A 22,609-nucleotide genomic window follows, 5' to 3' on the forward strand; every position below is an offset into this window, starting at 1 on the left:
ACGTCCTGACCCGGGCGGGTATTGCCCGCCCGGCTTCGTCAGGCCGTCGTCCCCGAGAATTCGGGGCTCCAGCGCCTGATGAAGCGACAAGGGCGGACCGGAACCTCGGTCCACCCCTTTTTTGCAGGAATCCCATGCTTTTTCGCAGCGGGATGCTGCAAAACAGCAAAACCTGCGCTATTATGCGCGCCCCTTGAAGGCCTGTTTGGCCCGAGAGGAATCGCATGATCCGCCAGCGCCCCCTGGGAGGCCGCTGGTTCTACCGCGAAAAGAGGTGCAGGAAGCGCCTCGTGTTCGCCAGACACGGAGTGTCGCGTGCCTTCCTGCCAGGCCCTAGGGTCGAGCAGGGCGCCCCGGTGGTTGACGGGGTCTGTCACGCGTCCTATACTTTCATGTCTGGGCGGGCCGGTTTACCGGCTCGCCTAGTTTTTCAGGAAGAATCCCCAGCCGAATCCGGCGCTGCCCGTCCGTGGAGTCCACGCGGATGGTGGGGGCTGGAACAGCTTGGACTAACCGGGGCAAGGCATCCCAGAGGCCGCGCCCGTCGCTCTTTAACGAAGGAACACCGTCATGGCGGACCAAAAGATCCGAATCCGGCTCAAGGCGTACGATCATCGTCTGATCGACCGCTCGGCCAGCGAGATCGTAGAGACGGCCAAGCGGACCGGCGCGCAAGTGCGCGGCCCGATCCCGCTGCCGACCAAGACCGAACGCTACACCGTGCTGACTTCGCCGCACGTCGACAAGGACGCGCGCGACCAGTACGAGACCCGCACGCACAAGCGCGTGCTCGACATCGTCGACCCCAACGACAAGACCGTGGACGCGCTGATGAAGCTCGAGCTCGCGGCTGGCGTCGACGTGCAGATCAAGTTGACCTGAGGCCCACGACCATGACCGCGAAGAAATATTCGTTGGGTCTCGTCGGCCGCAAGGCTGGCATGACCCGCGTGTTCACCGAAGATGGCAAGTCCATTCCGGTGACGCTGATCGAAGCTACCCCGAACCGCATCACCCAGATCAAGACCCCCGAAACCGACGGCTACAGCGCCGTGCAGGTCGTCGTGGGTACCCGTCGCGCCTCGCTGATCACCAAGCCGGTCGCCGGTCACCTGGCCAAGGCCAAGGTCGAAGCCGGTCGTGGCCTGTGGGAGCTGCGCGTGGAAGCCGACAAGCTGGGCGACTTCACCGTCGGCGGCGAGATCAAGGCAGACATCTTCGAAGTCGGCCAGATCGTCGACGTCCAGGGCGTCACCAAGGGCAAGGGCTTCCAGGGCACCATCAAGCGCTGGAACTTCCGCATGGGCGACGCCACCCACGGTAACTCGCTGTCGCATCGCGCGCCGGGTTCGCTGGGTCAGCGCCAGACGCCGGGCCGCGTGTTCCCGGGCAAGAAGATGTCCGGCCACATGGGCGCCGTGACGCAGACGACGCAGCGCCTGGAAGTGGTCAAGGTCGACGCCGAGCGCGGCCTGATCGCGATCCGCGGCGCGGTCCCCGGCGCGCCGGGCGGCGACGTCATTGTCCGTCCGACCACGAAGTAAGGGAGACGACAATGGAACTCGCCATCAACGGTAGCAACAACAAGCTCAACGTCTCCGACGCGATCTTCGGCCGCGATTTCAACGAGGATCTGGTCCACCAGGTCGTCGTCGCCTATCGCAACGCCGGTCGTGCCGGCACCAAGGCGCAGAAGACCCGCGCCGAAGTCAACGGCACCACCAAGAAGTCGAAGAAGCAGAAGGGCGGCGGCGCCCGTCATGGCGCCCTGACGGCCCCGATCTTCGTCGGCGGCGGCGTGACCTTCGCGGCCAAGCCGCGCAGCTTCGCGCAGAAGGTCAACCGCAAGATGTACCGCGCGGCCATCAGCTCGATCCTGTCCGAGCTGAACCGCCAGAACCGCCTGAAGGTCGTGGAAGCGTTCGACGTGGACGCCACCAAGACCAGCGCCCTGATCGAGAAGCTGAAGGGCCTGGACCTGGGTCGGCGCCCGCTCATCGTCACCGAAGATGCCTCCGAACACCTGTACCTGTCCGCCCGTAACCTTCCCTACGTGGAAGTGCGCGACGTGCAGGGCCTGGATCCGGCGGCGCTGGTCGGTGCCGACTCGGTGCTGATCACGGCCGATGCCGTCAAGAAGATCGAGGAGTGGCTGGCATGATCAGCAACGAAAAGATTTTTGCCGTGCTGCGTGCTCCGCGCGTCTCCGAAAAGACCGTGCGCCTGCAGGAACTCTCCAACCAATACGTCTTCGAAGTCTCGAACGATGCCACCAAGGCCGATGTGAAGGCCGCGGTCGAGCAGCTGTTCGACGTCAAGGTCGAGACGGTCAACGTGGTCAACGTCAAGGGCAAGAACAAGTCCTTCCGTAACCGCGCCGGCCGCCGCGGCGACTGGCGCAAGGCGTACGTGCGTCTGGCCGATGGCCAGGCCATCGACGTGTCGGCCAAGGCCTGAGGTAGACCCACATGCCATTGATGAAATTCAAACCCACCTCTCCCGGTCGCCGTTCGGCGGTCCGCGTGGTGACGCCTGACCTGCACAAGGGTGCCCCGCATGCTGCGCTGCTGGAAAAGCAGAGCAAGTCCGGCGGTCGCAACCACCATGGTCGCATCACCACCCGTCATATCGGCGGTGGCCACAAGCAGCATTACCGTCTCATCGACTTCAAGCGCGACAAGGAAGGCATCCCGGCGCGCGTGGAGCGGATCGAATACGATCCCAACCGCACCGCGCACATCGCGCTGCTGTGCTACGTCGATGGCGAGCGCCGCTACATCATCGCCCCCAAGGGCCTGAAGGCCGGTGACCAGGTCATCGCCGGTAGCGATGCGCCGATCAAGGCCGGCAACACGCTGCCGCTGCGCAACATCCCGGTCGGTACGACGATCCACGGCATCGAGCTGAAGCCCGGCAAGGGCGCGCAGATCGCCCGCGCCGCTGGCGCCGCCGTGCAGCTGGTCGCTCGCGAGCAGGGTTTCGCCACGCTGCGCCTCCGCTCCGGCGAAATGCGCAAGGTGCAGGTCGAGTGCCGCGCCACGGTGGGCGAAGTCGGCAACGACGAGCACAGCCTGGAGAAGCTCGGCAAGGCTGGCGCGAAGCGCTGGCGCGGCATCAAGCCGACCGTCCGCGGTGCGGCCATGAACCCGGTCGACCACCCGCACGGTGGTGGTGAGGCCAAGGCTGGCCAGGGCAACCCGCATCCGGTCACCCCGTGGGGTGTGCCGACCAAGGGTTACAAGACGCGCAAGAACAAGCGCACGCAGCAATTCATCGTCCGCGATCGTAGGGGCTAATCGACCATGGCACGTTCACTCAAGAAGGGCCCGTTCGTCGATCACCACCTCGTCAAGAAGGTGGAGGCCGCGGGCGGCAGCAAGAGGCCGATCAAGACCTGGTCGCGCCGTTCGATGATCCTGCCGGAAATGGTGGGCTTCACGATCGCCATCCACAACGGCAAGAACCACGTTCCGGTGCTGGTCAACGAGAACATGGTCGGCCACAAGCTCGGCGAATTTGCCGTCACCCGTACCTTCAAGGGTCACGGTGGCGACAAGAAAGCCGGCGGCAAGAAGTAAGGAGAGATGACCATGGAAGCGAAAGCCATCCTGCGCACCGCGCGCATCTCCCCCCAGAAGGCCCGCCTGGTCGCCGACCAGGTGCGTGGCCTGCCCGCCGAACGCGCCGTCAACCTGCTGAAGTTCTCGGACAAGAAGGCTGCCCACCTGATCAAGAAGGTCGTGGAGTCCGCCATCGCCAACGCCGAGAACAACCAGGGTGCCGACGTCGACGAGCTGAAGGTCAAGACCATCATGGTCGACGAAGGTCCGATGCTGAAGCGTTTCATGGCCCGTGCGAAAGGCCGTGGTACCCGCATTCTGAAGCGCACCAGCCACATCACCGTGGTCGTGGGCGAGGGTAAATAAACATGGGTCATAAAGTTCATCCGACCGGTATCCGCCTGGGCATCGCCAAGGACTGGAATTCCAAGTGGTTCGCCAACAAGCGCGACTACGCCGAGTACCTCGCCGCGGACCTCAAGGTGCGCGAGATGCTTCGCAAGAAGCTGGCGCAGGCAGGCATTTCCAAGATCCTGATCGAGCGTCCGGCCAAGACCGCCCGCGTGACCATCCACACCGCCCGCCCGGGCGTGGTGATCGGCAAGCGTGGTGAGGACATCGAGAAGCTGCGCAAGGAAGTGAGCGACCTGATGGGCGTCCCGGCGCACATCAACGTCACCGAAGTGCGCAAGCCCGAGCTGGACGCGCAACTGGTGTCCGAGTCGATCGCCCAGCAGCTGGAGCGCCGCATCATGTTCCGTCGCGCCATGAAGCGCGCCGTCGGCAACGCGATGCGCCTCGGTGCCCTGGGCATCAAGGTCAACGTGGCCGGCCGCTTGAACGGTGCGGAAATCGCCCGTTCCGAGTGGTACCGCGAAGGCCGTGTGCCGCTGCACACGCTGCGTGCCGACATCGATTACGGTTTTGCCGAGGCGAAGACCACCTACGGCATCATCGGCATCAAGGTGTGGGTCTACAAGGGCGAAATCTTCGATTTCAGCCAGGTGGGTCAGGAGAAGCAGGACGACGCGCGCCCCGAGCGCAGCGAACGTCCGTCGCGCCCGGCTCGTGACCGCGACGCGAGGTAATCAGTCATGTTGCAACCCAAGCGAACCAAGTACCGCAAGATGCACAAGGGCCGTAACGAAGGCCTGAGCTGGAGCGGCAACCTCGTCAGTTTCGGCGAGTACGGCCTGAAGGCCACGGCGCACGGTCAGTTGACCGCGCGCCAGATCGAGGCAGCGCGTCGTTCCATCAGCCGTTACGTCAAGCGTGGCGGCAAGATGTGGATCCGTGTGTTCCCCGACAAGCCCATCACCAAGAAGCCCATCGAAGTCCGCATGGGTTCCGGCAAGGGCAACGTCGAATACTGGGTCGCACAGATCCAGCCGGGCCGCATGATCTATGAAATCGAAGGCGTCAGCGAGGACATCGCGCGCGAGGCGTTCCGCCTGGCCGCGGCCAAGCTGTCGGTCACCACCACTTTCGTGACCCGGACGGTGCGCTAATGGAACTCAAGCAACTCCGCGAGAAATCGGCCGACGAGCTGAAGGCCCACCTGACCGAGCTGCGCAAGGAACAGTTTTCCCTGCGCATGCAGAAGGTGACCGGCCAGCTGCCGAAGACGCATGAAACCCGCCGGGTCCGCCGCGAGATCGCTCGCGTCAAGACCCTGCTGGGCAGCCAGAAGTAAGGAGCGACCAAGATGAGCGATAACAAAGACAAAGCGCAACGCACCATCGAAGGCCGCGTCGTCAGCAACAAGATGGACAAGACGGTCACCATCCTGGTGGAGCGTCAGGTCAAGCACGCCCTGTACGGCAAGTACATCAAGCGTTCCACGAAGCTGCACGCGCATGACGCGGACAACAGCTGCAAGGAAGGCGACGTGGTGCGCGTGACCGAGATCGCCCCGATGTCCAAGACCAAGAACTGGCGCGTGGTGGAAATCATCACCCGCGCGGCTGAATAAGAGGAGATCTGAATCATGATCCAGATGCAGAGCTACCTTGACGCGGCCGACAACTCCGGCGCCAAGGAACTGATGTGCATCAAGGTGCTGGGCGGCTCCAAGCGCCGTTACGCCGGCATCGGCGACATCATCAAGGTGACCGTCAAGGACGCCATCCCGCGCGGCAAGGTCAAGAAGGGCGAAGTCTACGACGCCGTGGTCGTGCGTACCCGCAAGGGCGTTCGCCGCCCCGACGGTTCGCTGATCCGCTTCGATGGCAACGCCGCCGTCCTGCTGAACAACAAGCAGGAGCCGATCGGTACCCGCATCTTCGGGCCCGTGACCCGCGAGCTGCGTTCCGAGAAGTTCATGAAGATCGTTTCGCTCGCGCCTGAAGTGCTCTGAGCGGAGGACATAGAAATGGCAAACCGTATCAAGAAGGGCGACCAGGTGGTCGTCACCGCCGGCAAGGACAAGGGCAAGAAGGGCGACGTGGTGCGTGTGGACGGTGACCGCGTGGTCGTCTCCAACGTCAACATCGTCAAGCGCCACACCAAGCCGAACCCCCAGGCCGGCGTGGCTGGTGGCGTGGTCGAGCGCGAAGCTTCGATCCATATTTCCAATGTCGCGCTGTTCAACCCGGCAACGGGCAAGGGCGAGCGTATCGGTTTCAAGGTGCTGGAGGATGGACGCAAACTGCGTGTGTTCCGCTCCAGCGGTGAGGCGCTCGACGCCTGAGGAATGACATGACCACCCGTCTCGAAAAAATCTACAAGGAAGAAGTGGCGCCGGCTCTGATGAAGAAGTTCGGCTACACCAATCCGATGGAAGTGCCGAAGATCACCAAGATCACCATCAACATGGGTGTGGGTGAAGCGGCGACCAACAAGAAGATCCTGGAAAACGCCGTGGCCGACCTGGCCAAGATCACCGGCCAGAAGCCGATCACGACCAAGTCCCGCGTGTCGGTGGCTTCGTTCAAGATCCGCGATGGCTGGCCGATCGGCTGCAAGGTCACGCTGCGTCGCGCCAAGATGTACGAATTCCTGGACCGCCTGATCAGCATCTCGCTGCCGCGCGTCCGCGACTTCCGTGGCGTGTCCGGCCGTTCGTTCGACGGTCGCGGCAACTACAACATGGGCGTGAAGGAACAGATCATCTTCCCGGAAATCGACTTCGATGCCGTCGACGCGATCCGCGGCATGGATATCGCCATCACGACGACCGCCAAGAACGACGCCGAAGCCAAGGCGCTGCTCGAAGCGTTCAAGTTCCCGTTCCGCAACTGATTCGCTAGGAAAACGACATCATGGCAAAGACCTCGATGGTCAACCGCGACATCAAGCGGGAAAAGCTGGCCAAGCAGTACGCCGCCAAGCGCGACGCGCTGAAGAAGATCATCTCCAGCCAGAACGCGTCGTACGAAGAGAAGGCCGACGCGGTCGTCAAGCTGCAGAAGCTGCCGCGCGATTCCTCGCCGAGCCGCCAGCGCAACCGCTGCGAGCTGTCCGGTCGTTCGCGTGGCGTGTACCGCAAGTTCGGCCTCGGCCGCAACATGCTGCGCAAGGCCACCATGAACGGCGACGTGCCCGGCCTGCGCAAGGCGAGCTGGTAACAACGCCGGGATCTCCTGCGAAAGCGGGGTATCCCTGGAAGGGAAAGACGAGTCCGGCACATGCCGGACTTGTTGTTGTACAATGTTCGGCTCCCGCGACTCGGTCGGGGGAGGGCTGGTGAACCGGCCGCCCGCCTGGGGGGTTCCAGGGACAACACAAGATTTTCGCGAAAGCGGATATCGGTGCTACTCATAAGGCAGACTCTCATGAGCATGACTGATCCCATCGCCGACATGCTGGTGCGCATTCGCAATGCCGCCGCTGTTGGCAAGCCGACGGTGAAGATGCCGTCCTCCAAGATCAAGACCTCGATCGCCAACGTTCTCAAGGCCGAAGGTTATGTCGGCGACGTCCGCGTGACGCCGACCGAGAACAACAAGGCCGAGCTCGAAATCGTCCTGAAGTATTTCGAAGGCAAGCCGGTCATCGAGAAGCTGAGCCGCGTGTCCCGTTCGGGCCTGCGCCAGTACCGTGGCAAGGCTGAGCTGCCCAAGGTCCTCGGTGGCCTGGGCGTCGCCATCATTTCCACCTCGAAGGGCATCATGACCGATGCGCAGGCCCGAGCGGCCGGCGTGGGCGGTGAAGTCCTGTGCTTCGTGGCCTAAGCGAAGGAGCCCAGACATGTCCCGCGTAGCCAAGCAGCCGATCAATCTCCCGAAGGGCGTCGAACTGAATGCCCAGGGCGACACCCTCAACGTCAAGGGCCCGAAGGGCACCCTGTCCATCGCCAAGCCGGCCGGCGTCGACCTCAAGGTCGACAACGGAACGGTGAACCTGTCGCCGGTCACTCCGGCCGACGACGCCATCACCGGCACCATCCGCGCGATCCTGGCCAACATGGTCAAGGGCGTGTCGGACGGCTTCGAGCGCAAGCTCGAGCTGGTCGGCGTGGGTTACCGTGCCGCGATGCAGGGCAAGGACCTGAACCTGTCGCTGGGTTTCTCCCACCCGATCCTGTTCAAGACGCCGGAAGGCATCACCATCGCCACGCCGACCCAGACCGAAATCCTGGTGCAGGGCGCCGACAAGCAGCGCGTGGGTGAAGTGGCCGCCAAGATCCGCGGTTTCCGTCCGCCGGAACCCTACAAGGGCAAGGGCGTGAAGTACTCCGACGAAACCATCATCCGCAAGGAAGCGAAGAAGGCCTAACCGGGCTTTCGGCTTCGAGGAACCAGATCATGAGCATCAAGAACACCGCCCGCCTGCGCCGCGCCAAGTCGACCCGTGCGCACATCCGCGAACTCGGCGTGCCGCGCCTGTCGGTGCTGCGCACCGGTCAGCACATCTACGCCCAGCTGTTCACCGCCGATGGCGCCAAGGTCATCGCGTCGGCCAACACGCTGCAGGCCGATGTCAAGGATGGCCTGAAGAACGGCAAGAACAGCGATGCCGCTGCCCGCGTGGGCAAGTTCATCGCCGAGCGCGCCAAGGCCGAAGGCATCGAGAAGATCGCGTTCGATCGTTCGGGCTACCGCTATCACGGCCGCATCAAGGCCTTGGCCGATGCGGCCCGCGAAGGCGGCCTGCAGTTCTAATCTTGAAAGGCATGGGGGCGACCCCATCCTTGTCCTGCCGGCGCGGGCTGCGCCGGGCGCGGTCGCTCTTCTGCAGCGGCCGTTGCGTCACCGCTCCACACCACAACCATAAGCGGCCACGCCGTACATACCTCATCAACCAAGGAATTCAAGTAATGGCAGAAGAACGTCAGCCGCGGGGTCGTGATCGCGACCGCAACCGCGAAGAGAAAGTCGACGATGGCATGATCGAGAAGCTGGTCGCGGTCAATCGCGTCAGCAAGACCGTCAAGGGCGGTCGCCAGTTCACCTTCACCGCACTGACGGTGGTGGGCGACGGCAACGGCAAGATCGGTTTCGGTTACGGCAAGGCGCGCGAAGTGCCGGTCGCCATCCAGAAGTCGATGGAATATGCCCGCAAGGGCATGCTCAACGTCGATCTGAACAACGGTACCCTGTGGCACCCGGTGAAGGCCGGCCACGGCGCGGCACGCGTGTTCATGCAGCCGGCCTCGGAAGGTACGGGCGTCATCGCCGGCGGCGCCATGCGCGCCGTGCTGGAAGCGGTGGGCGTGAAGAACGTGCTGGCCAAGGCCGTCGGTTCGCGCAATCCGATCAACCTGGTGCGCGCCACGCTGAAGGGCCTGAGCGACATGCAGTCGCCGACCCGCATCGCGGCCAAGCGCGGCAAGAAGGTGGAGGAACTCCTCAATGGCTAACGAGTCCAACAAGACCGTCAAGGTGCGCCTGGTGCGCGGCCTGCGTGGTTCCCGGGCCATTCACCGCCTGTCGGTGAAGGCACTGGGCCTGAACAAGTTGAACGATGTGCGTGAACTCAAGGACAGCCCGCAGGTACGCGGCCTGATCAACAAGGTTCACTACCTCGTCAAGGTCGAGGAGTAATCAACATGCGTCTCAACACACTGAAGCCCGCCGACGGCGCCCGCACCGAACGCACCCGCGTCGGCCGTGGTATCGGTTCCGGCCTGGGCAAGACCGCCGGTCGCGGCCACAAGGGTTCGTTCGCACGCGCCGGCAAGGGCAAGATCAAGGCGAAGTTCGAAGGCGGCCAGATGCCGCTGGTCAAGCGTCTGCCGAAGGTCGGCTTCCGCTCCAAGCTGAAGCTGGATTGCGCCGAAGTGCTGTCGTACCAGCTCGAGAAGCTGGAAGCCGGCGAGATCGACTTCGCCGCGCTGCGTGCCGCCAAGCTGGTGCCCAGCACCGCCAAGCGCGCCAAGATCGTCAAGAAGGGCGAGCTGACCAAGAAGTTCGTGCTGAAGGGCGTGGCCGCCACGGCCGGTGCCAAGGCCGCCATCGAGGCTGCCGGCGGCAGCGTGCAGGAGTAACGGACGCATGGCGCAGGGTAATGCCGCCGGTGCGCTGGCAGGCGCAGGCAAGTTCACCGAACTCCGCCAGCGCCTGCTGTTCGTGCTGGGCGCGCTGATCGTCTACCGGATCGGCTGTTTCATTCCGGTCCCGGGCGTCAATCCCGATGCCATGCTTGCGATGATGCAGGCGCAGGGCGGCGGCATCGTGGACATGTTCAACATGTTCTCGGGCGGCGCCCTGCACCGTTTCAGCATCTTCGCGCTGAACGTCATGCCCTACATCTCTGCGTCGATCGTGATGCAGCTGGGCGTGCATATCTTCCCGACGCTGAAGGCATTGCAGAAGGAAGGCGAATCCGGTCGCCGCAAGATCACCCAGTACTCGCGCATCGGCGCCGTGCTGCTCGCGGTCGTGCAGGGCGGCAGCATCGCCACCGCACTGCAGAACCAGGTCGCGCCGGGCGGCATGCCGGTGGTGTACGCGCCGGGCATGGGTTTCGTATTGACCGCGGTGGTGGCATTGACCGCCGGCACCATCTTCCTGATGTGGCTGGGTGAGCAGGTGACCGAGCGCGGCATCGGCAACGGCGTGTCCCTGATCATCTTCGCGGGCATCGTGGCCGGCCTGCCGGGCGCCGTCATCCAGACCGTCGGCGCATTCCGCGACGGCACGTTGAGCTTCATCTCGCTGCTGATCATTGCGTTGGTGGTGCTGGGCTTCACGTTCCTGGTGGTGTTCGTCGAGCGTGGCCAGCGTCGTATCACGGTGAACTACGCGCGCCGCCAGGGCGGTCGCAACGCGTACATGAACCAGACCTCGTTCTTGCCGCTGAAGCTCAACATGGCCGGCGTGATCCCGCCGATCTTCGCCTCCAGCATCCTGGCCTTCCCGGCCACGCTGGCGATGTGGTCCGGCCAGAACAGCGGCGCGACCACGTGGTTGCAGCGTATTTCCAATGCGCTGGCTCCGGGTGAGCCGCTGCACATGATCGTGTTCGCGGCGATGATCATCGGCTTCGCGTTCTTCTATACGGCACTGGTGTTCAATTCGCAGGAAACAGCCGAGAACCTGAAGAAGTCGGGCGCACTGATCCCGGGTATCCGTCCGGGCAAGGCCACGGCGGACTATGTCGACGGGGTGCTGACGCGACTGACGGCAATCGGTTCGATGTATCTGGTGGCCGTCTGCCTGCTGCCGGAAGTGATGCGCACGCAACTCGGTACCTCGTTCTACTTCGGCGGCACCTCGCTGCTGATCGTGGTGGTGGTGGTGATGGACTTCATCGCGCAGATCCAGGCGCACCTGATGTCCCACCAGTACGAGAGCCTGTTGAAGAAGGCCAATCTGAAGGGTGGCTCGCGGGGCGGTCTCGCTCCCCGTAGCTGAGGTATAATCGCGGGTCTTCCCGCACCAGTCCGGCCCTCGCTGGCCGACTGACTTAGATGGGCGGCTTCCGCGGCGATCCGGCGCGGAGGTGTGAACCAGCCAGTCCCTGCGCCAGAGTAGCGCGGGCGGGGCAGGGCAAGGGGGCAACCCCGGACCTGCGTCAGGCCGGTTCCGTCGCCGGAGCATGGGCACACTCCCCATGCCGGGTCCACGCCGGCTTGTCCGGCTTGGGCTTCCAAGCAATCCCGGGTCTTGCTACAATTTCCAGTTCACTCCGCCTGTCTGCGCGAATCCCGCCCGGGATGCTCGTACACGGGCCAATACTCACAGTTGGAGAACCGCGTCATGGCGCGTATCGCAGGTGTCAACCTGCCTGCCCAGAAGCATGTCTGGGTCGGTTTGCAAAGCATTTTCGGCATTGGCCGTACCCGTTCCAAGAAGGTCTGCGAAGCCGCCGGCGTCGCCTCGACCACCAAGATCCGCGACCTGTCCGAGCCGGAAGTCGAGCGCCTGCGCGCCGAAGTCGGCAAGTACGTGGTCGAGGGCGACCTGCGCCGTGAAGTCGGCATCGCGATCAAGCGCCTGATGGACCTGGGTTGCTACCGCGGTCTGCGCCACCGTCGCGGCCTGCCGCTGCGTGGCCAGCGCACCCGTACCAATGCCCGTACCCGCAAGGGTCCGCGCAAAGCCATCAAGAAGTAAGGGGCGACCATCATGGCCAAGCCAGCTGCTGCCAAAGTCAAGAAGAAGATCAAGCGCGTCATCACCGACGGCGTCGCCCACGTCCACGCTTCTTTCAACAACACCATCGTCACCATCACCGACCGCCAGGGCAATGCACTGTCGTGGGCCACGTCGGGTGGTGCCGGTTTCCGCGGTTCCCGCAAGTCCACGCCGTTCGCGGCCCAGGTCGCCGCCGAGAAGGCCGGCCGTGCCGCACTGGACTACGGCGTGAAGTCGCTGGAAGTCCGCATCAAGGGTCCGGGTCCGGGCCGTGAGTCGGCCGTGCGTTCGTTGAACAACGTGGGCTACAAGATCACCAACATCATCGACGTGACGCCAATCCCGCACAACGGGTGCCGTCCGCCGAAAAAGCGTCGCGTCTAAGGGGGCGATAAGAAATGGCTCGTTATATCGGTCCTACCTGTAAGCTCGCGCGCCGTGAAGGCGCCGACCTGTCGCTCAAGAGCCCGGCCCGTGCGCTGGACTCCAAGTGCAAGCTGGAGCAGAAGCCCGGCCAGCACGGCGCCACCGCCCGCAAGGGCAAGCTGTCCGACTACGCCACCCAGCTGCGCGAAAAGCAGAAGGTCAAGCGTATCTACGGTCTGCTGGAGCGTCAGTTCCGCAACTACTACAAGAAGGCCTCGACCAAGAAGGGCAACACCGGCGAGAACCTGCTGCAGCTGCTGGAAACCCGCCTCGACAACGTCATCTACCGCATGGGCTTCGCCGTGACCCGTCCGGCCGCCCGCCAGCTGGTCTCGCACCGTGGCGTGCTGGTCAATGGCAAGCCGGTCAACCTGCCTTCGTACCAGATCAAGGCCGGTGACGCGATCGCGCTGTCGGAGAAGGCACAGAAGCAGCTTCGCGTGCAGGAGTCGCTGACGGTCGCCGAACAGCTCGACCTGAACCCGTCGTGGGTCGAAGTCGATGCGAAGAAGTTCAGCGGCGTGTTCAAGGCGGTTCCGGCGCGTTCGGACCTGCCCGCCGACATCAACGAAGCGCTGATCGTCGAGTTGTACTCGAAGTAATTCATTCACGCACCCCCGGGCGACCGGGGGACCGCAGGAGACAAAGCAACATGACGGGTATTACTCAGCAAGTGCTGCGCCCCCGCGGCCCGCAGATCGAGCGCCTGACCGGCAACCGCGCAAAGGTGGTCATCGAACCGCTGGAGCGTGGCTACGGCCATACGCTTGGCAATGCGTTGCGCCGCGTGCTGCTGTCGTCGATCCCCGGCTTCGCGATTACCGAAGTCGAGATCGATGGCGTGCTGCACGAATACAGCACCATCGAAGGCATGCAGGAAGACGTGCTGGAAGTGCTGTTGAACCTGAAGGATGTGGCCATCCGCATCCACTCCGGTGATTCCTCCACGCTGAGCCTGGCCAAGCAGGGCCCGGGTGTGGTGACCGCCGGCGACATCAAGACCGACCACAACGTCGAAATCCTGAATCCGGAACTGGTCATCTGCAACCTGACCAAGGACACGGCGCTGAACATGCGCCTGAAGATCGAGCGTGGTTTCGGCTACCAGCCGGCCGCTGCCCGTCGTCGTCCGGACGAAGAAACCCGCACGATCGGTCGCCTGGTGCTGGACGCCTCGTTCTCGCCGGTCCGTCGCGTCGCGTACGCGGTGGAAGCCGCGCGCGTCGAGCAGCGTACCGACCTGGACAAGCTGGTCCTGGACATCGAGACCAACGGCACGATCGACGCCGAGGAAGCCGTGCGCACCGCCGCCGACATCCTCAGCGACCAGTTGTCGGTGTTCGGTGACTTCACGCACCGCGACCGCGGCGCGCCTAAGCAGGCTGCCAGCGGCGTGGATCCGGTGCTGTTGCGCCCGATCGACGACCTGGAGCTGACCGTGCGTTCGGCCAACTGCCTGAAGGCCGAGAGCATCTACTACATCGGCGACCTGATCCAGAAGACCGAAGTCGAGTTGCTCAAGACCCCGAACCTCGGCAAGAAGTCGCTGACCGAGATCAAGGAAGTCCTGGCGCAGCGTGGCCTGTCCCTAGGCATGAAGCTGGAGAACTGGCCGCCGGCCGGCGTCGCCCAGCACGGCATGCTCGGCTGATGATCTGACGCGGGGCTCCTGCGTCCGCGCCGGAGCTCCGTTGCTGTAACCGCACCACCCATGCCGACGGACCGAAGGTCCGCGGTTTTCCGGTCAGGGATGGCCGGTACGGACCACCCGCAGTCCACTGTTCCACCGCCTGGATGGCGACAGCGAAATCCAACGACCTACCATTCACCAGGAATCCAACCCATGCGCCACCAGAAAGCCGGTCGCAAGTTCAACCGCACCAGCGCCCATCGCGAAGCGATGTTCCGCAACATGGCCGCCTCGCTGATCAAGCACGGCCTGATCAAGACCACCCTGCCGAAGGCCAAGGAACTGCGCCGCGTCGCCGAGCCGCTGATCACCCTGGGCAAGATCGATGGCGTCGCCAACCGCCGCCTGGCGTTCTCGCGCCTGCGCGACAAGGAAGCCGTCGGCACGCTGTTCACCACCCTCGGCCCGCGTTACCAGTCGCGTCCCGGTGGCTACCTGCGCATCCTGAAGTGCGGTTTCCGCGCTGGCGACAATGCCCCGATGGCGTATGTCGAGCTCGTCGACCGTCCGGAAGCGGCGGCCGAGTAAGCCCCGCGTCCCGCAGCACACCAGAAACCCCGGCCAACGCCGGGGTTTTGTTTTCCGGCGACACGTTGGATGTCGGGACAGATGCGGCAAACGGCCACGGGGTGACGCGCGGCCCGCCACGCATGGATAATGCGGACAAGACCTCACGCCACCGGTGCCAATGAATCCTCTTCGCTGGAGTTTCCGCGCGCAGTGCTTCCTGGGCTTCGCCATCTGCGCAGGCCTGCTGGGCTATGCGTTGTACGTGCAGTTCGCGCACCAGTTGGAACCGTGTCCGTTCTGCATCTTCCAGCGGTTGGCCTTCGCTGCCACCGGCGTGCTGTTCCTGCTCGGCGCACTGCACGGGCCGCGTCGGCCCGGCGGGCGCAAGGTATACGGCGTGCTGGCATTCCTGGGTGCGGCGACCGGTATCGGCATCGCGGGCAAGCACGTCTGGGTCCAGCTGTATCCGCCGCTGATGCCGAGTTGCGGGCCGGGCTGGGACTACATGATCGAGAACAACACCTGGCTCGGTGTCGTGCAGAAGGTGCTGGCCGCGAAGGGCGACTGCAGCACGATCGACTGGAGTTTCCTCGGCCTGACCATGCCGATGTGGAGCCTGGTGTGGTTCGTGCTGCTCGCGATCTGGGCGCTCTGGATCGGCTTCCGCGCACGCCGGACCTCGACCTTCCGCTGATTTGACGCGGCGCACCAATCTGGCACGATGGTGGGCCACAAGGAGTCCACCATGAATCCGTCCGACCGCAATCTGCGCGCCGTCACCCTGCCGCCCCACTGGGCGCCGGACAGCTGGCGCGCGCGGCCTGCGATGCAGATGCCGACCTATCCCGACGCGGCCGCGCTGGAGTCCGCCGTGGGCGAACTGCGCCAGTTGCCGCCGCTGGTGACGTCGTGGGAGATCTTTTCGCTGAAGAAGCAGCTGGCCGAGGCGCAGGAAGGCAAGCGCTTCCTGCTGCAGGGCGGCGACTGCGCCGAAAACTTCAGCGATTGCGAATCCGGAACCATCTCCAACCGGCTGAAAGTGCTGCTGCAGATGAGCCTGGTCCTGGTCCACGGCTTGCGGTTGCCGGTGGTGCGTGTCGGGCGCTTCGCCGGGCAGTACGCCAAGCCGCGTTCGGCCGATACCGAAACGCGCGATGGCGTCACGCTGCCCAGCTACCGTGGCGATGTGGTCAACGCCCCCGAGTTCACGGCCGCAGCGCGGGTGCCGGATCCGCGCAGGATGATCAAGGCGCACGCGCGCTCGGCGATGACGATGAATTTCGTGCGCGCGTTGATCGACGGCGGTTTCGCCGACCTCCACCATCCCGAATACTGGAACCTCAGCTGGGTCGGTTATTCGCCGCTGGCGAGCGAATACCAGCACATGGTCGTGTCGATCGGCGATGCGGTGAGGTTCATGGAAACCCTGTCGGGCTCGGAAGTGCACAACCTCAACCGGATCGACTTCTACACCTCGCACGAAGCGTTGCTGCTGCCGTACGAAGAGGCGCTCACGCGCGAGGTGCCGCGCCAGTGGGGCTGGTTCAATCTCAGTACGCACTATCCCTGGATCGGCATGCGAACGGCCGCCGTCGATGGCGCGCACGTCGAATACCTGCGTGGCGTGCGCAACCCCATCGCGATCAAGGTCGGCCCGTCGGTCACGCCCGACCAGCTGCTGCGTTTGATCGACGTGCTGAATCCCGAAGACGAGGCCGGACGCCTGACCTTCATCCATCGCATGGGCGCCGCACAGATCGCCGACAAGCTGCCGCCGCTGCTGGATGCGGTGCGTCGGGACGGGCGCCGGGTGCTGTGGGTCTGCGATCCGATGCACGGCAATACGGAAAGCACGAGCAACGGGTTCAAGACGCGCCGTTTCGACAACGTCCGCGGCGAGGTCGAGCAGTCGTTCGACCTGCACGCGGCGGCCGGCACGCGCCTGGGCGGCGTACACCTCGAGTTGACCGGCGAAGACGTCACCGAATGCACCGGTGGTGCGCGCGAACTGACCGACGCGGATCTGGAGCGCGCCTACCGCTCCACGGTGGATCCGCGCCTGAACTACGAGCAGTCGCTGGAGATCGCGATGTGCATCGTGCGCAAGCAGAACCAGTTGGCGGCCCCGTCGGCGCGCTGAGCTGGTATCGGAGCCGCTTTCACGACCAGTGCGTGTGGGCGGCGGCTGCGCCCTGCGGGATGCTCCAGGTCGTGCCCCGTGCGTAGAGTTTCGCAAACTCCGCCGCCGGCACCGGCTTGCTGAAGTAGTTGCCCTGCAGTTCGTCGCAGCCATTGGCGGCCAGCCACGCGGCCTGTTCCGGTGTTTCCACGCCCTCGGCGATCGTGCGGCACTGCAGCTGTGCGGCCAGGCTGATGATCGCCCGGGTAATGGCGGCCTGGTTCGGCTCGGACACGTCGCGGACGAACGACTGGTCGATCTTCAGCACGTTGAAGCCGTAGTTGCCCAGGTAGCTGAGGCTGGAAAAGCCGGTGCCGAAATCATCGATGGCGATGCGCACGCCCAGGGCCTTCAGCGCGCGCAACGTGCGGTCGGTGCGCTGCACGTCGCGCATCAGCGTGGTTTCGGTGACTTCGAGTTCGAGGAATTCGGCGGGCAGGCCGCTGTCCTGCAGTGATTCGATTACCGTGTCCACCAGATCGTCGGTATCGAAGTTCGCGGCGGCGATGTTGACGGAGACGCGGATGGGGGGTAGTCCGGCCTGCTGCCAGATCCGGTTCTGCCGGCACGCCGCGCGGATCGCCCATTGATCGATGTCGACGATGAGGTTGGTTTCTTCGGCGATCGGCAGGAACTCGCCCGGCATCATCAGGCGGTCGCCGCGCTGCCAGCGGGCCAGGCCTTCGACGCCGACGATGCGGCCGCTCACGCAGTCGATCTGCGGCTGGTAGTGCAGGGATAGGTCGCCGTTGCGCAAGCTGCGGCGCAGGCTGTTCTCCAGTTCGATGCGCGCGTCCACGCTTGATGCGAGTTCACGCGTGTAGAAACGCGTCGCGTTGCGGCCGTTGCGCTTGGCCAGGTACATGGCGGCATCGGCACGCATCATCAGCGTGGCGGCGTCGTAGCCGTCCTCGGGGAACAGGCTGATGCCGATGCTGAAGGCCTGATGCAGTTCGTGCGAGGCCACCGTGTAGGGCGTACCGCCGAGCGCCAGCAGCCGGTCCGCGATCTGCAGCACGCCGTCGCGCGTCAGGATGTCGGGCAGCAGCACCACGAACTCGTCGCCGCCGGTGCGGTACACCGTGCCGAGATTGCCGATGTTGCGCTGGATGCGACGCGCCACCTGTTGCAGCAGTTCGTCGCCGATATGGTGGCCCAGTGCGTCGTTGACGTGCTTGAACAGGTCCAGGTCCAGGAACAGCACGGCGATGCCGTTGCCGTGATTGGTGGCATGCGTGATGGCCTGGCCCAGGCGCTCGTTGAGTTGCAGCCGGTTGGGCAGGCCGGTGAGCGCATCGTGGTGCGCCAGGTAGGTCATGCGCGAACTGAGTGCGCGGGATTCGGTGATGTCGCGCAACACCATCACGGTGCCGACCATGCGCTCGTCGCGGTCGTGGATGGACGACAGCGAGCGTTCGACCAGCATGCGGCTGCCGTCGCGGCGCTCCAGTTGCAGGTCGCCGGGCAGGCCTACGGCGTGCGGCTCTTCGTCGGTTGCCTGGGCGTCGATGCGAACCAGTGGTGCGACCCGGTCCAGCGGCTGTTCCAGCGCCTGCTCCAGGCCCCAGCCGCACAGCGCCTCCGCCGCGGGATTCATGTAGGTCACGCGGCTCGCGATATCCACCGTGATCACGGCTTCGCTGATCGACGTCAGCGTGACCTCGGCCAGTTCGTTGGCATCGTGCAGGGCGTGTTCCAGGCGGGCCTTTTCGGTGATGTCGATCGACATGACGAAGAAGCCGCAGACCGCCCCCGTGTCGTCGATGTCGGGCGTGTAGAAGCTGTGCATCCTCCGCGTGCCATCGGCGGTGGTGAAGCTGCTCTCGAACTCGCCATCGCGGCCCGACAGTGCCGTCTCGATGTGGGGCGTGCGCCGGAGATACGCCTCTTCGCCGAAGAGGTCGCGCATGTGGATGCCGGCCTGCGGTGGATTCCGCCACCGGACCTGTTCGGTGAAGGCGCGATTGTGGAAGAACAGCCGGTGTCCGGTATCGAACTGCGCGATCATCGCAGGCAGCCGATCGGTGACGCGCTTGAGGTGATCGCGCGCCATCGCAAGTTCGCGGTGCGCCTGGCGCTGCTCGCCGACGTCGTTGCCCATCAGGTACCAGCCGACGATCTTCCTGCCGGACTCCACGTCGGGCACGAGGTAGAGATGCACCGGTCGCGCCGGCTGCCCCAGTTCGGCCTCCCAGGCGATCCAGTGGTCCGGCGTGCAGTCCTGCATGGCGCGCCGGAGGGCGGCGAGGAAGTCCGGCGCGTGCGCATGCGCATCGTCCACGTGCCGCTCGGTCCATTCTTCCTGCATGCCGGACCACGCGCGGCAGGCGCGATTGGCGAAGCCGTAGTGGCCGCTGCCGTCGATGTAGGCGATCAGGGCGGGCAGGTGGTCGGCGACGGCGTCCAGCAGCGCCCGGCTGCGGCGCTCCGTGCGCGCCAGGTTGTGCAGCAGCAGGAACAGCAGCAGCCCGAGGCCGATGCCGCATGCGCTCAGCAGCCCGATGGATGCCAGCCCCGGCAGGGCATCGCGCAGCGGGGGCGAATACAGGACCAAGCGCCATTCGCTCCCCAGCAGGTGGAGGTCGCGTTGCGCGGTGAAGGCCGGCTGCCAGTGTTCGCCATGGCGATGCGCCAACACCTGGGTCTGGAAGATCGGCGCTGTTCCATGCTCGCGGGACAGCAACTGCAGATCGAATTCGCCGCCATCGGTGCGGCCTATCGCATCCTCCATCACCTGACGCCAGCCGAAGCCTGCGGTGGCGAAGCCGCGCAACAGGCGGCGTCGCGCGTCCACGCCCTCGCGCGCCGCGACCGCATCGGCGTACACGGGCGCGTACAACAGGAACCCCGCCAGGCCGGTGCTGCCTTTCGTGGCGTCGCCCAGCGCCACCAGCGGGGCGGCGGCGAGCTCGCCGCTGTCGCGCGCGGACTCGATGGCGCCGCGGCGCAGCGGTTCCGCCATCACGTCCTTGCCGAGCAGGGGCCGCATGCCGGGCGCGTCGGGATACAGCAGGTCGATGACGACGTATTCGCTGCGATCACCGGCGGGGTGGATGGCGAATGCATCGCCGTAGCGCGCGCGTTGCGCGGCGAGGTAGGCGTCGCGTTGCTCAAGCGGTACACGACGGGCGAAGCCCAGGCCATGCACACCCGACTGGCGCGTGGGCACCTGCAGCTTCTCCACGAAGGCACGGAAGCTGTCCTGCTCGATATCGCCGCGCCCTTCCAGCACGGCGGCGGCGGCGCGCACCGTGTCTTCGTAGGCGTTCATGTGCGTGGACATCGCAGTGGCGATGGCATCGGCGCGTGCGTCGAATTGCGCGCGTGCGTGCTCTCGGGTCTGTTGCCACGCGGTGGCGCCGGACCACAGCGACAGCAGGCAGGCAATGACCAGCACGCCCCACGCCAGTGAATTCAGGTTGCGCTGCCGCCGCCGGGCGGTGGATCCCGATCCACTGAACGCCCGCAGTTCCGATGCCCGGTCCGCGCCTGACTCCACGCGTGCGACCCCCGCCTGCTGGTTGACGGCTATGACGCCACGAACGCGCACCGCCTGCAAGCACTCTCTTGCACGAAAAGACTCACATTTGAGCGGCGGGGGTCAGCGACGGGGTGTGCGCGGTGGCAGCGTGGGCCAGTACTCGGGCGGTTTGCGCGCCCGCGTGCGTTGTTCATAGTCGTAGCCCAGCGCGATCAGCTGCGCTTCGCTCCACGCCGGCCCGATGAACACCAGTCCGAGCGGCAGGCCGTCGCTGTGGCCCATCGGCACGGTGAGGCTGGGGTAGCCCGCGACCGCGGCGGCACTGTAGCCGGCACCGGGGAAGTGGTCGCCGGCCTTGTGGTCGGTCAGCCAGGCGGGTCCGGTCGTGGGGGCGATCAGCGCGACCAGTTGCTGGGCCTTGAGCGCCGCATCGATGCCTTCCGGACCCGCGAGCCGGCGCGCACGGCTGCGGGCCGTGATGTAGTCCGCTTCGCCCAGGCCGCCCTTCGCATTGGCTTGTTCGAACAGCTCCTGGCCGAAGAAGGGCATCTCGGACACGCGATACCGTTCGTTGTAGCCGATCAGCTGCGTCAGCGTGGTCAGTGGTGCCTTGCGTTCCGCCAGGTAGCGCTCCACGCCGTACTTGAACTCGTAGAGCATCAGCTGCAGTTCGTCCGCATTCCACTGGCCGTCGGTGGGGATCTCCGCGTCGACGACGATCGCACCGGCTTCGCGCATCACCTCGATGGCGCCTTCCAGCGCGGCGGCGGCGTCGGGATGGATCGCTGCCTTGCTGCGCAGCACGCCGATGCGCGCGCCTTTCAATGCGCCTGTCTTCAGGCGTGCGCTGTAGTCCAGCGTGGTATTCCAGGCGGCCTGGGTGGTCGCGGCATCCGCCGCATCGCGGCCGGCCAGTGCGGCCAGCAGCAGAGCCGCATCCGACACGTTGCGGGCGAGGGGGCCGGCCGTGTCCTGGCTGTGTGAGATCGGCAGGATGCCTTGCCGGCTCACCAGCCCGACGGTCGGTTTCAGGCCCACCACGCCGTTGATCGCGGCAGGGCAGAGGATGCTGCCGTCGGTTTCGGTGCCGACGCTGACCGCCGCGAGGTTCGCCGAGACCGCCACCGCGCTGCCCGAGCTCGATCCGCAGGGATTGCGGTCCAGCGCATAGGGATTGCGGGTCTGGCCGCCACGTCCGCTCCAGCCCGAGGTGGAATGGGAGGAGCGGAAGTTGGCCCATTCGCTCAGGTTGGTCTTGCCGAGGATGACCGCGCCCGCATCGCGCAGGCGGCGGACCAGGAAGGCATCCTGGGCCGGGCGGAAATCCTTGAGTGCGAGCGAGCCGGCCGAGGTGGCCATCGGCACCGCATCGATATTGTCCTTCAGCAGCACCGGAATGCCGTGCAGCGGGCTGCGCACGGTATTGGCGCGCCGCTCGACGTCGCGCAGCGCGGCTTCCTTCAGTGCATCGGGGTTGAGTTCGATGACCGCATTCAGGTGCGGCCCTGTCTTGTCGACGGCGGCGATGCGGTCCAGGTAGGCCTGCGTCAGGCGACGGCTGTCCAGTTCGCCCGCCTGCATGCGCGCCTGCAGGTCGGCGATGTCGAGCTCGGCGTAGATGAAATCGGTCGGCGCGGGTGCCGTCGCGGCCGGCGGCGTCGCCGGCTGGCAGGCAGCCAGGGCGAGCGTCAGGCAGAACGGCAGCAGGGATCGACGCATGCAATCACCTTCGCGGGGTTGCCGCAGGCTACGCAGCGCCCGGGCCGTGCGTCAAATCTTCTTGCGCCGGCGGATGTCGCGCCACAGGACCCAGACGATCACCAGGTTGACGACCAGCAGCGCTGCGGTCGGCCAGCCGGGGTGGCGGTACAGCGCGTCGATCTCCAGCGGCAGGTAGGCCGCCGAGCCGATGCAGCCCAGCCACGACGCCCAGGCGCGCGCGCGCCACAGGCCCCAGGCTTCAAGCAGGCGCATGCCGGCGTAGACCGCGATGATCACTACCGCGATGTGGACGGACTCGGGATTGATCTTGTCCAGCCACTGCCCCATCACGCCGGGACCGGCGTCGGGGATGAAGCGGGCGACGATCGCCTGCACGCTCTCGCGCAGGCGATCCGGGCCGAGCGCCAGCAAGCCGCCGGCGAAGGCCAGGGCCAGCACGCCCTTGGCGCCCTCGAACAGGGCGATGGCGTGCAGCCCGGGGTGCGCCCTGGGGTCCGGGTTGTACGCGGAGGTCTCCAAGGC

Annotated in this window: 32 protein-coding genes; 29 read left to right on the forward strand and 3 right to left on the reverse strand. The window is 65.4% G+C overall.

What is annotated here, in order from left to right; all coding sequences use genetic code 11:
* Positions 1 to 570: 570 nt before the first annotated feature.
* From rpsJ to V7060_RS16960, 29 genes are all read left to right on the forward strand, one after another.
* On the forward strand, positions 571 to 882 hold the full coding sequence (gene rpsJ / locus V7060_RS16820) for a 30S ribosomal protein S10 (RefSeq protein WP_334180388.1): 312 nt from the start codon (positions 571 to 573) through the stop codon (positions 880 to 882).
* A gap of 11 nt (positions 883 to 893) precedes the next feature.
* On the forward strand, positions 894 to 1,544 hold the full coding sequence (gene rplC, locus V7060_RS16825; RefSeq protein WP_334180389.1) for a 50S ribosomal protein L3: 651 nt from the start codon (positions 894 to 896) through the stop codon (positions 1,542 to 1,544).
* An 11-nt stretch (positions 1,545 to 1,555) separates the two neighbouring features.
* On the forward strand, positions 1,556 to 2,161 hold the full coding sequence (gene rplD / locus V7060_RS16830) for a 50S ribosomal protein L4 (protein ID WP_334180390.1): 606 nt from the start codon (positions 1,556 to 1,558) through the stop codon (positions 2,159 to 2,161).
* Positions 2,158 to 2,457, forward strand: a complete 300-nt coding sequence (gene rplW / locus V7060_RS16835; protein WP_055941273.1) for a 50S ribosomal protein L23 — start codon at positions 2,158 to 2,160, stop codon at positions 2,455 to 2,457. The genes rplD and rplW overlap by 4 nt, the downstream gene beginning before the upstream one ends.
* A gap of 11 nt (positions 2,458 to 2,468) precedes the next feature.
* Positions 2,469 to 3,296, forward strand: a complete 828-nt coding sequence (gene rplB / locus V7060_RS16840) for a 50S ribosomal protein L2 (protein WP_055941275.1) — start codon at positions 2,469 to 2,471, stop codon at positions 3,294 to 3,296.
* A gap of 6 nt (positions 3,297 to 3,302) precedes the next feature.
* Positions 3,303 to 3,578 (forward strand): 30S ribosomal protein S19, encoded by a 276-nt coding sequence (rpsS, locus tag V7060_RS16845; RefSeq protein ID WP_056878820.1) that lies wholly within the window; start codon positions 3,303 to 3,305, stop codon positions 3,576 to 3,578.
* Positions 3,579 to 3,590: 12 nt separating this feature from the next.
* Positions 3,591 to 3,926: a 50S ribosomal protein L22 gene (gene rplV / locus V7060_RS16850; protein ID WP_055943295.1), complete on the forward strand. Its 336-nt coding sequence runs from the start codon at positions 3,591 to 3,593 to the stop codon at positions 3,924 to 3,926.
* Between the two features lie 2 nt (positions 3,927 to 3,928).
* Positions 3,929 to 4,648, forward strand: a complete 720-nt coding sequence (gene rpsC, locus V7060_RS16855) for a 30S ribosomal protein S3 (protein WP_142124596.1) — start codon at positions 3,929 to 3,931, stop codon at positions 4,646 to 4,648.
* A 6-nt stretch (positions 4,649 to 4,654) separates the two neighbouring features.
* Positions 4,655 to 5,068: a 50S ribosomal protein L16 gene (rplP, locus tag V7060_RS16860; RefSeq protein WP_055941282.1), complete on the forward strand. Its 414-nt coding sequence runs from the start codon at positions 4,655 to 4,657 to the stop codon at positions 5,066 to 5,068.
* A complete protein-coding gene (gene rpmC, locus V7060_RS16865; protein ID WP_055941284.1) occupies positions 5,068 to 5,253 on the forward strand; it encodes a 50S ribosomal protein L29 in 186 nt (61 codons plus the stop codon). Before rplP ends, rpmC begins: the two co-directional genes overlap by 1 nt.
* A 12-nt stretch (positions 5,254 to 5,265) precedes the next feature.
* The gene (gene rpsQ, locus V7060_RS16870) at positions 5,266 to 5,532 is read left to right on the forward strand and encodes a 30S ribosomal protein S17 (RefSeq protein WP_055941286.1); all 267 of its coding nucleotides are present in this window, start codon (positions 5,266 to 5,268) and stop codon (positions 5,530 to 5,532) included.
* 15 nt (positions 5,533 to 5,547) lie between these two features.
* Positions 5,548 to 5,916, forward strand: a complete 369-nt coding sequence (gene rplN / locus V7060_RS16875; RefSeq protein WP_013535986.1) for a 50S ribosomal protein L14 — start codon at positions 5,548 to 5,550, stop codon at positions 5,914 to 5,916.
* 15 nt (positions 5,917 to 5,931) lie between these two features.
* On the forward strand, positions 5,932 to 6,249 hold the full coding sequence (gene rplX / locus V7060_RS16880) for a 50S ribosomal protein L24 (RefSeq protein ID WP_062352418.1): 318 nt from the start codon (positions 5,932 to 5,934) through the stop codon (positions 6,247 to 6,249).
* Positions 6,250 to 6,257: 8 nt separating this feature from the next.
* Entirely contained in the window at positions 6,258 to 6,800 is a 543-nt protein-coding gene (gene rplE / locus V7060_RS16885; protein ID WP_055941290.1) for a 50S ribosomal protein L5, read from the forward strand.
* Positions 6,801 to 6,820: 20 nt separating this feature from the next.
* A complete protein-coding gene (gene rpsN / locus V7060_RS16890) occupies positions 6,821 to 7,126 on the forward strand; it encodes a 30S ribosomal protein S14 (RefSeq protein WP_062352415.1) in 306 nt (101 codons plus the stop codon).
* 207 nt (positions 7,127 to 7,333) lie between these two features.
* Positions 7,334 to 7,732 carry a 30S ribosomal protein S8 gene (gene rpsH, locus V7060_RS16895; RefSeq protein WP_310164347.1) on the forward strand — a complete coding sequence of 133 codons (399 nt, stop codon included), beginning with the start codon at positions 7,334 to 7,336 and terminating at the stop codon, positions 7,730 to 7,732.
* 16 nt (positions 7,733 to 7,748) lie between these two features.
* Entirely contained in the window at positions 7,749 to 8,276 is a 528-nt protein-coding gene (gene rplF / locus V7060_RS16900; RefSeq protein WP_334180391.1) for a 50S ribosomal protein L6, read from the forward strand.
* 29 nt (positions 8,277 to 8,305) lie between these two features.
* Complete coding sequence (gene rplR, locus V7060_RS16905) at positions 8,306 to 8,662, forward strand: 50S ribosomal protein L18 (RefSeq protein WP_334180392.1); 357 nt, start codon at positions 8,306 to 8,308, stop codon at positions 8,660 to 8,662.
* Between the two features lie 155 nt (positions 8,663 to 8,817).
* Positions 8,818 to 9,360: a 30S ribosomal protein S5 gene (rpsE, locus tag V7060_RS16910; RefSeq protein ID WP_055941300.1), complete on the forward strand. Its 543-nt coding sequence runs from the start codon at positions 8,818 to 8,820 to the stop codon at positions 9,358 to 9,360.
* On the forward strand, positions 9,353 to 9,544 hold the full coding sequence (gene rpmD, locus V7060_RS16915; RefSeq protein WP_267793385.1) for a 50S ribosomal protein L30: 192 nt from the start codon (positions 9,353 to 9,355) through the stop codon (positions 9,542 to 9,544). Before rpsE ends, rpmD begins: the two co-directional genes overlap by 8 nt.
* Complete coding sequence (gene rplO, locus V7060_RS16920) at positions 9,544 to 9,987, forward strand: 50S ribosomal protein L15 (protein ID WP_083537711.1); 444 nt, start codon at positions 9,544 to 9,546, stop codon at positions 9,985 to 9,987. The genes rpmD and rplO overlap by 1 nt, the downstream gene beginning before the upstream one ends.
* A gap of 7 nt (positions 9,988 to 9,994) precedes the next feature.
* Positions 9,995 to 11,356 carry a preprotein translocase subunit SecY gene (secY, locus tag V7060_RS16925; RefSeq protein ID WP_334180393.1) on the forward strand — a complete coding sequence of 454 codons (1,362 nt, stop codon included), beginning with the start codon at positions 9,995 to 9,997 and terminating at the stop codon, positions 11,354 to 11,356.
* Positions 11,357 to 11,701: 345 nt separating this feature from the next.
* Complete coding sequence (gene rpsM, locus V7060_RS16930; RefSeq protein WP_062352394.1) at positions 11,702 to 12,058, forward strand: 30S ribosomal protein S13; 357 nt, start codon at positions 11,702 to 11,704, stop codon at positions 12,056 to 12,058.
* Between the two features lie 12 nt (positions 12,059 to 12,070).
* Positions 12,071 to 12,463 (forward strand): 30S ribosomal protein S11, encoded by a 393-nt coding sequence (gene rpsK / locus V7060_RS16935; RefSeq protein ID WP_055941307.1) that lies wholly within the window; start codon positions 12,071 to 12,073, stop codon positions 12,461 to 12,463.
* 14 nt (positions 12,464 to 12,477) lie between these two features.
* Positions 12,478 to 13,107, forward strand: a complete 630-nt coding sequence (gene rpsD, locus V7060_RS16940; RefSeq protein WP_056878831.1) for a 30S ribosomal protein S4 — start codon at positions 12,478 to 12,480, stop codon at positions 13,105 to 13,107.
* A gap of 50 nt (positions 13,108 to 13,157) precedes the next feature.
* Positions 13,158 to 14,156: a DNA-directed RNA polymerase subunit alpha gene (gene rpoA / locus V7060_RS16945; protein ID WP_334180394.1), complete on the forward strand. Its 999-nt coding sequence runs from the start codon at positions 13,158 to 13,160 to the stop codon at positions 14,154 to 14,156.
* A gap of 192 nt (positions 14,157 to 14,348) precedes the next feature.
* Complete coding sequence (gene rplQ / locus V7060_RS16950) at positions 14,349 to 14,723, forward strand: 50S ribosomal protein L17 (protein WP_142124587.1); 375 nt, start codon at positions 14,349 to 14,351, stop codon at positions 14,721 to 14,723.
* Positions 14,724 to 14,883: 160 nt separating this feature from the next.
* Positions 14,884 to 15,399, forward strand: coding sequence for a disulfide bond formation protein B (locus V7060_RS16955; RefSeq protein ID WP_334180395.1), 516 nt, complete (start codon positions 14,884 to 14,886; stop codon positions 15,397 to 15,399).
* Between the two features lie 51 nt (positions 15,400 to 15,450).
* A complete protein-coding gene (locus V7060_RS16960) occupies positions 15,451 to 16,845 on the forward strand; it encodes a 3-deoxy-7-phosphoheptulonate synthase class II (RefSeq protein ID WP_334180396.1) in 1,395 nt (464 codons plus the stop codon).
* Between the two features lie 19 nt (positions 16,846 to 16,864).
* On the opposite strand, the gene V7060_RS16965 is transcribed toward V7060_RS16960, so the two are convergent.
* The 3 genes from V7060_RS16965 to V7060_RS16975 all read right to left on the reverse strand — a co-directional run bounded on the left by V7060_RS16965 (position 16,865) and on the right by V7060_RS16975 (position 22,606).
* Entirely contained in the window at positions 16,865 to 20,383 is a 3,519-nt protein-coding gene (locus tag V7060_RS16965; protein WP_334180397.1) for an EAL domain-containing protein, read from the reverse strand.
* A 102-nt stretch (positions 20,384 to 20,485) separates the two neighbouring features.
* Positions 20,486 to 22,084 carry an amidase gene (locus V7060_RS16970; protein WP_334180398.1) on the reverse strand — a complete coding sequence of 533 codons (1,599 nt, stop codon included), beginning with the start codon at positions 22,082 to 22,084 and terminating at the stop codon, positions 20,486 to 20,488.
* Positions 22,085 to 22,135: 51 nt separating this feature from the next.
* On the reverse strand, positions 22,136 to 22,606 hold the full coding sequence (locus tag V7060_RS16975; protein ID WP_334180399.1) for a DUF2127 domain-containing protein: 471 nt from the start codon (positions 22,604 to 22,606) through the stop codon (positions 22,136 to 22,138).
* Positions 22,607 to 22,609: the final 3 nt, after the last annotated feature.

Source organism: Pseudoxanthomonas sp. (assembly GCF_036845285.1).
Lineage (GTDB): Bacteria > Pseudomonadota > Gammaproteobacteria > Xanthomonadales > Xanthomonadaceae > Pseudoxanthomonas_A.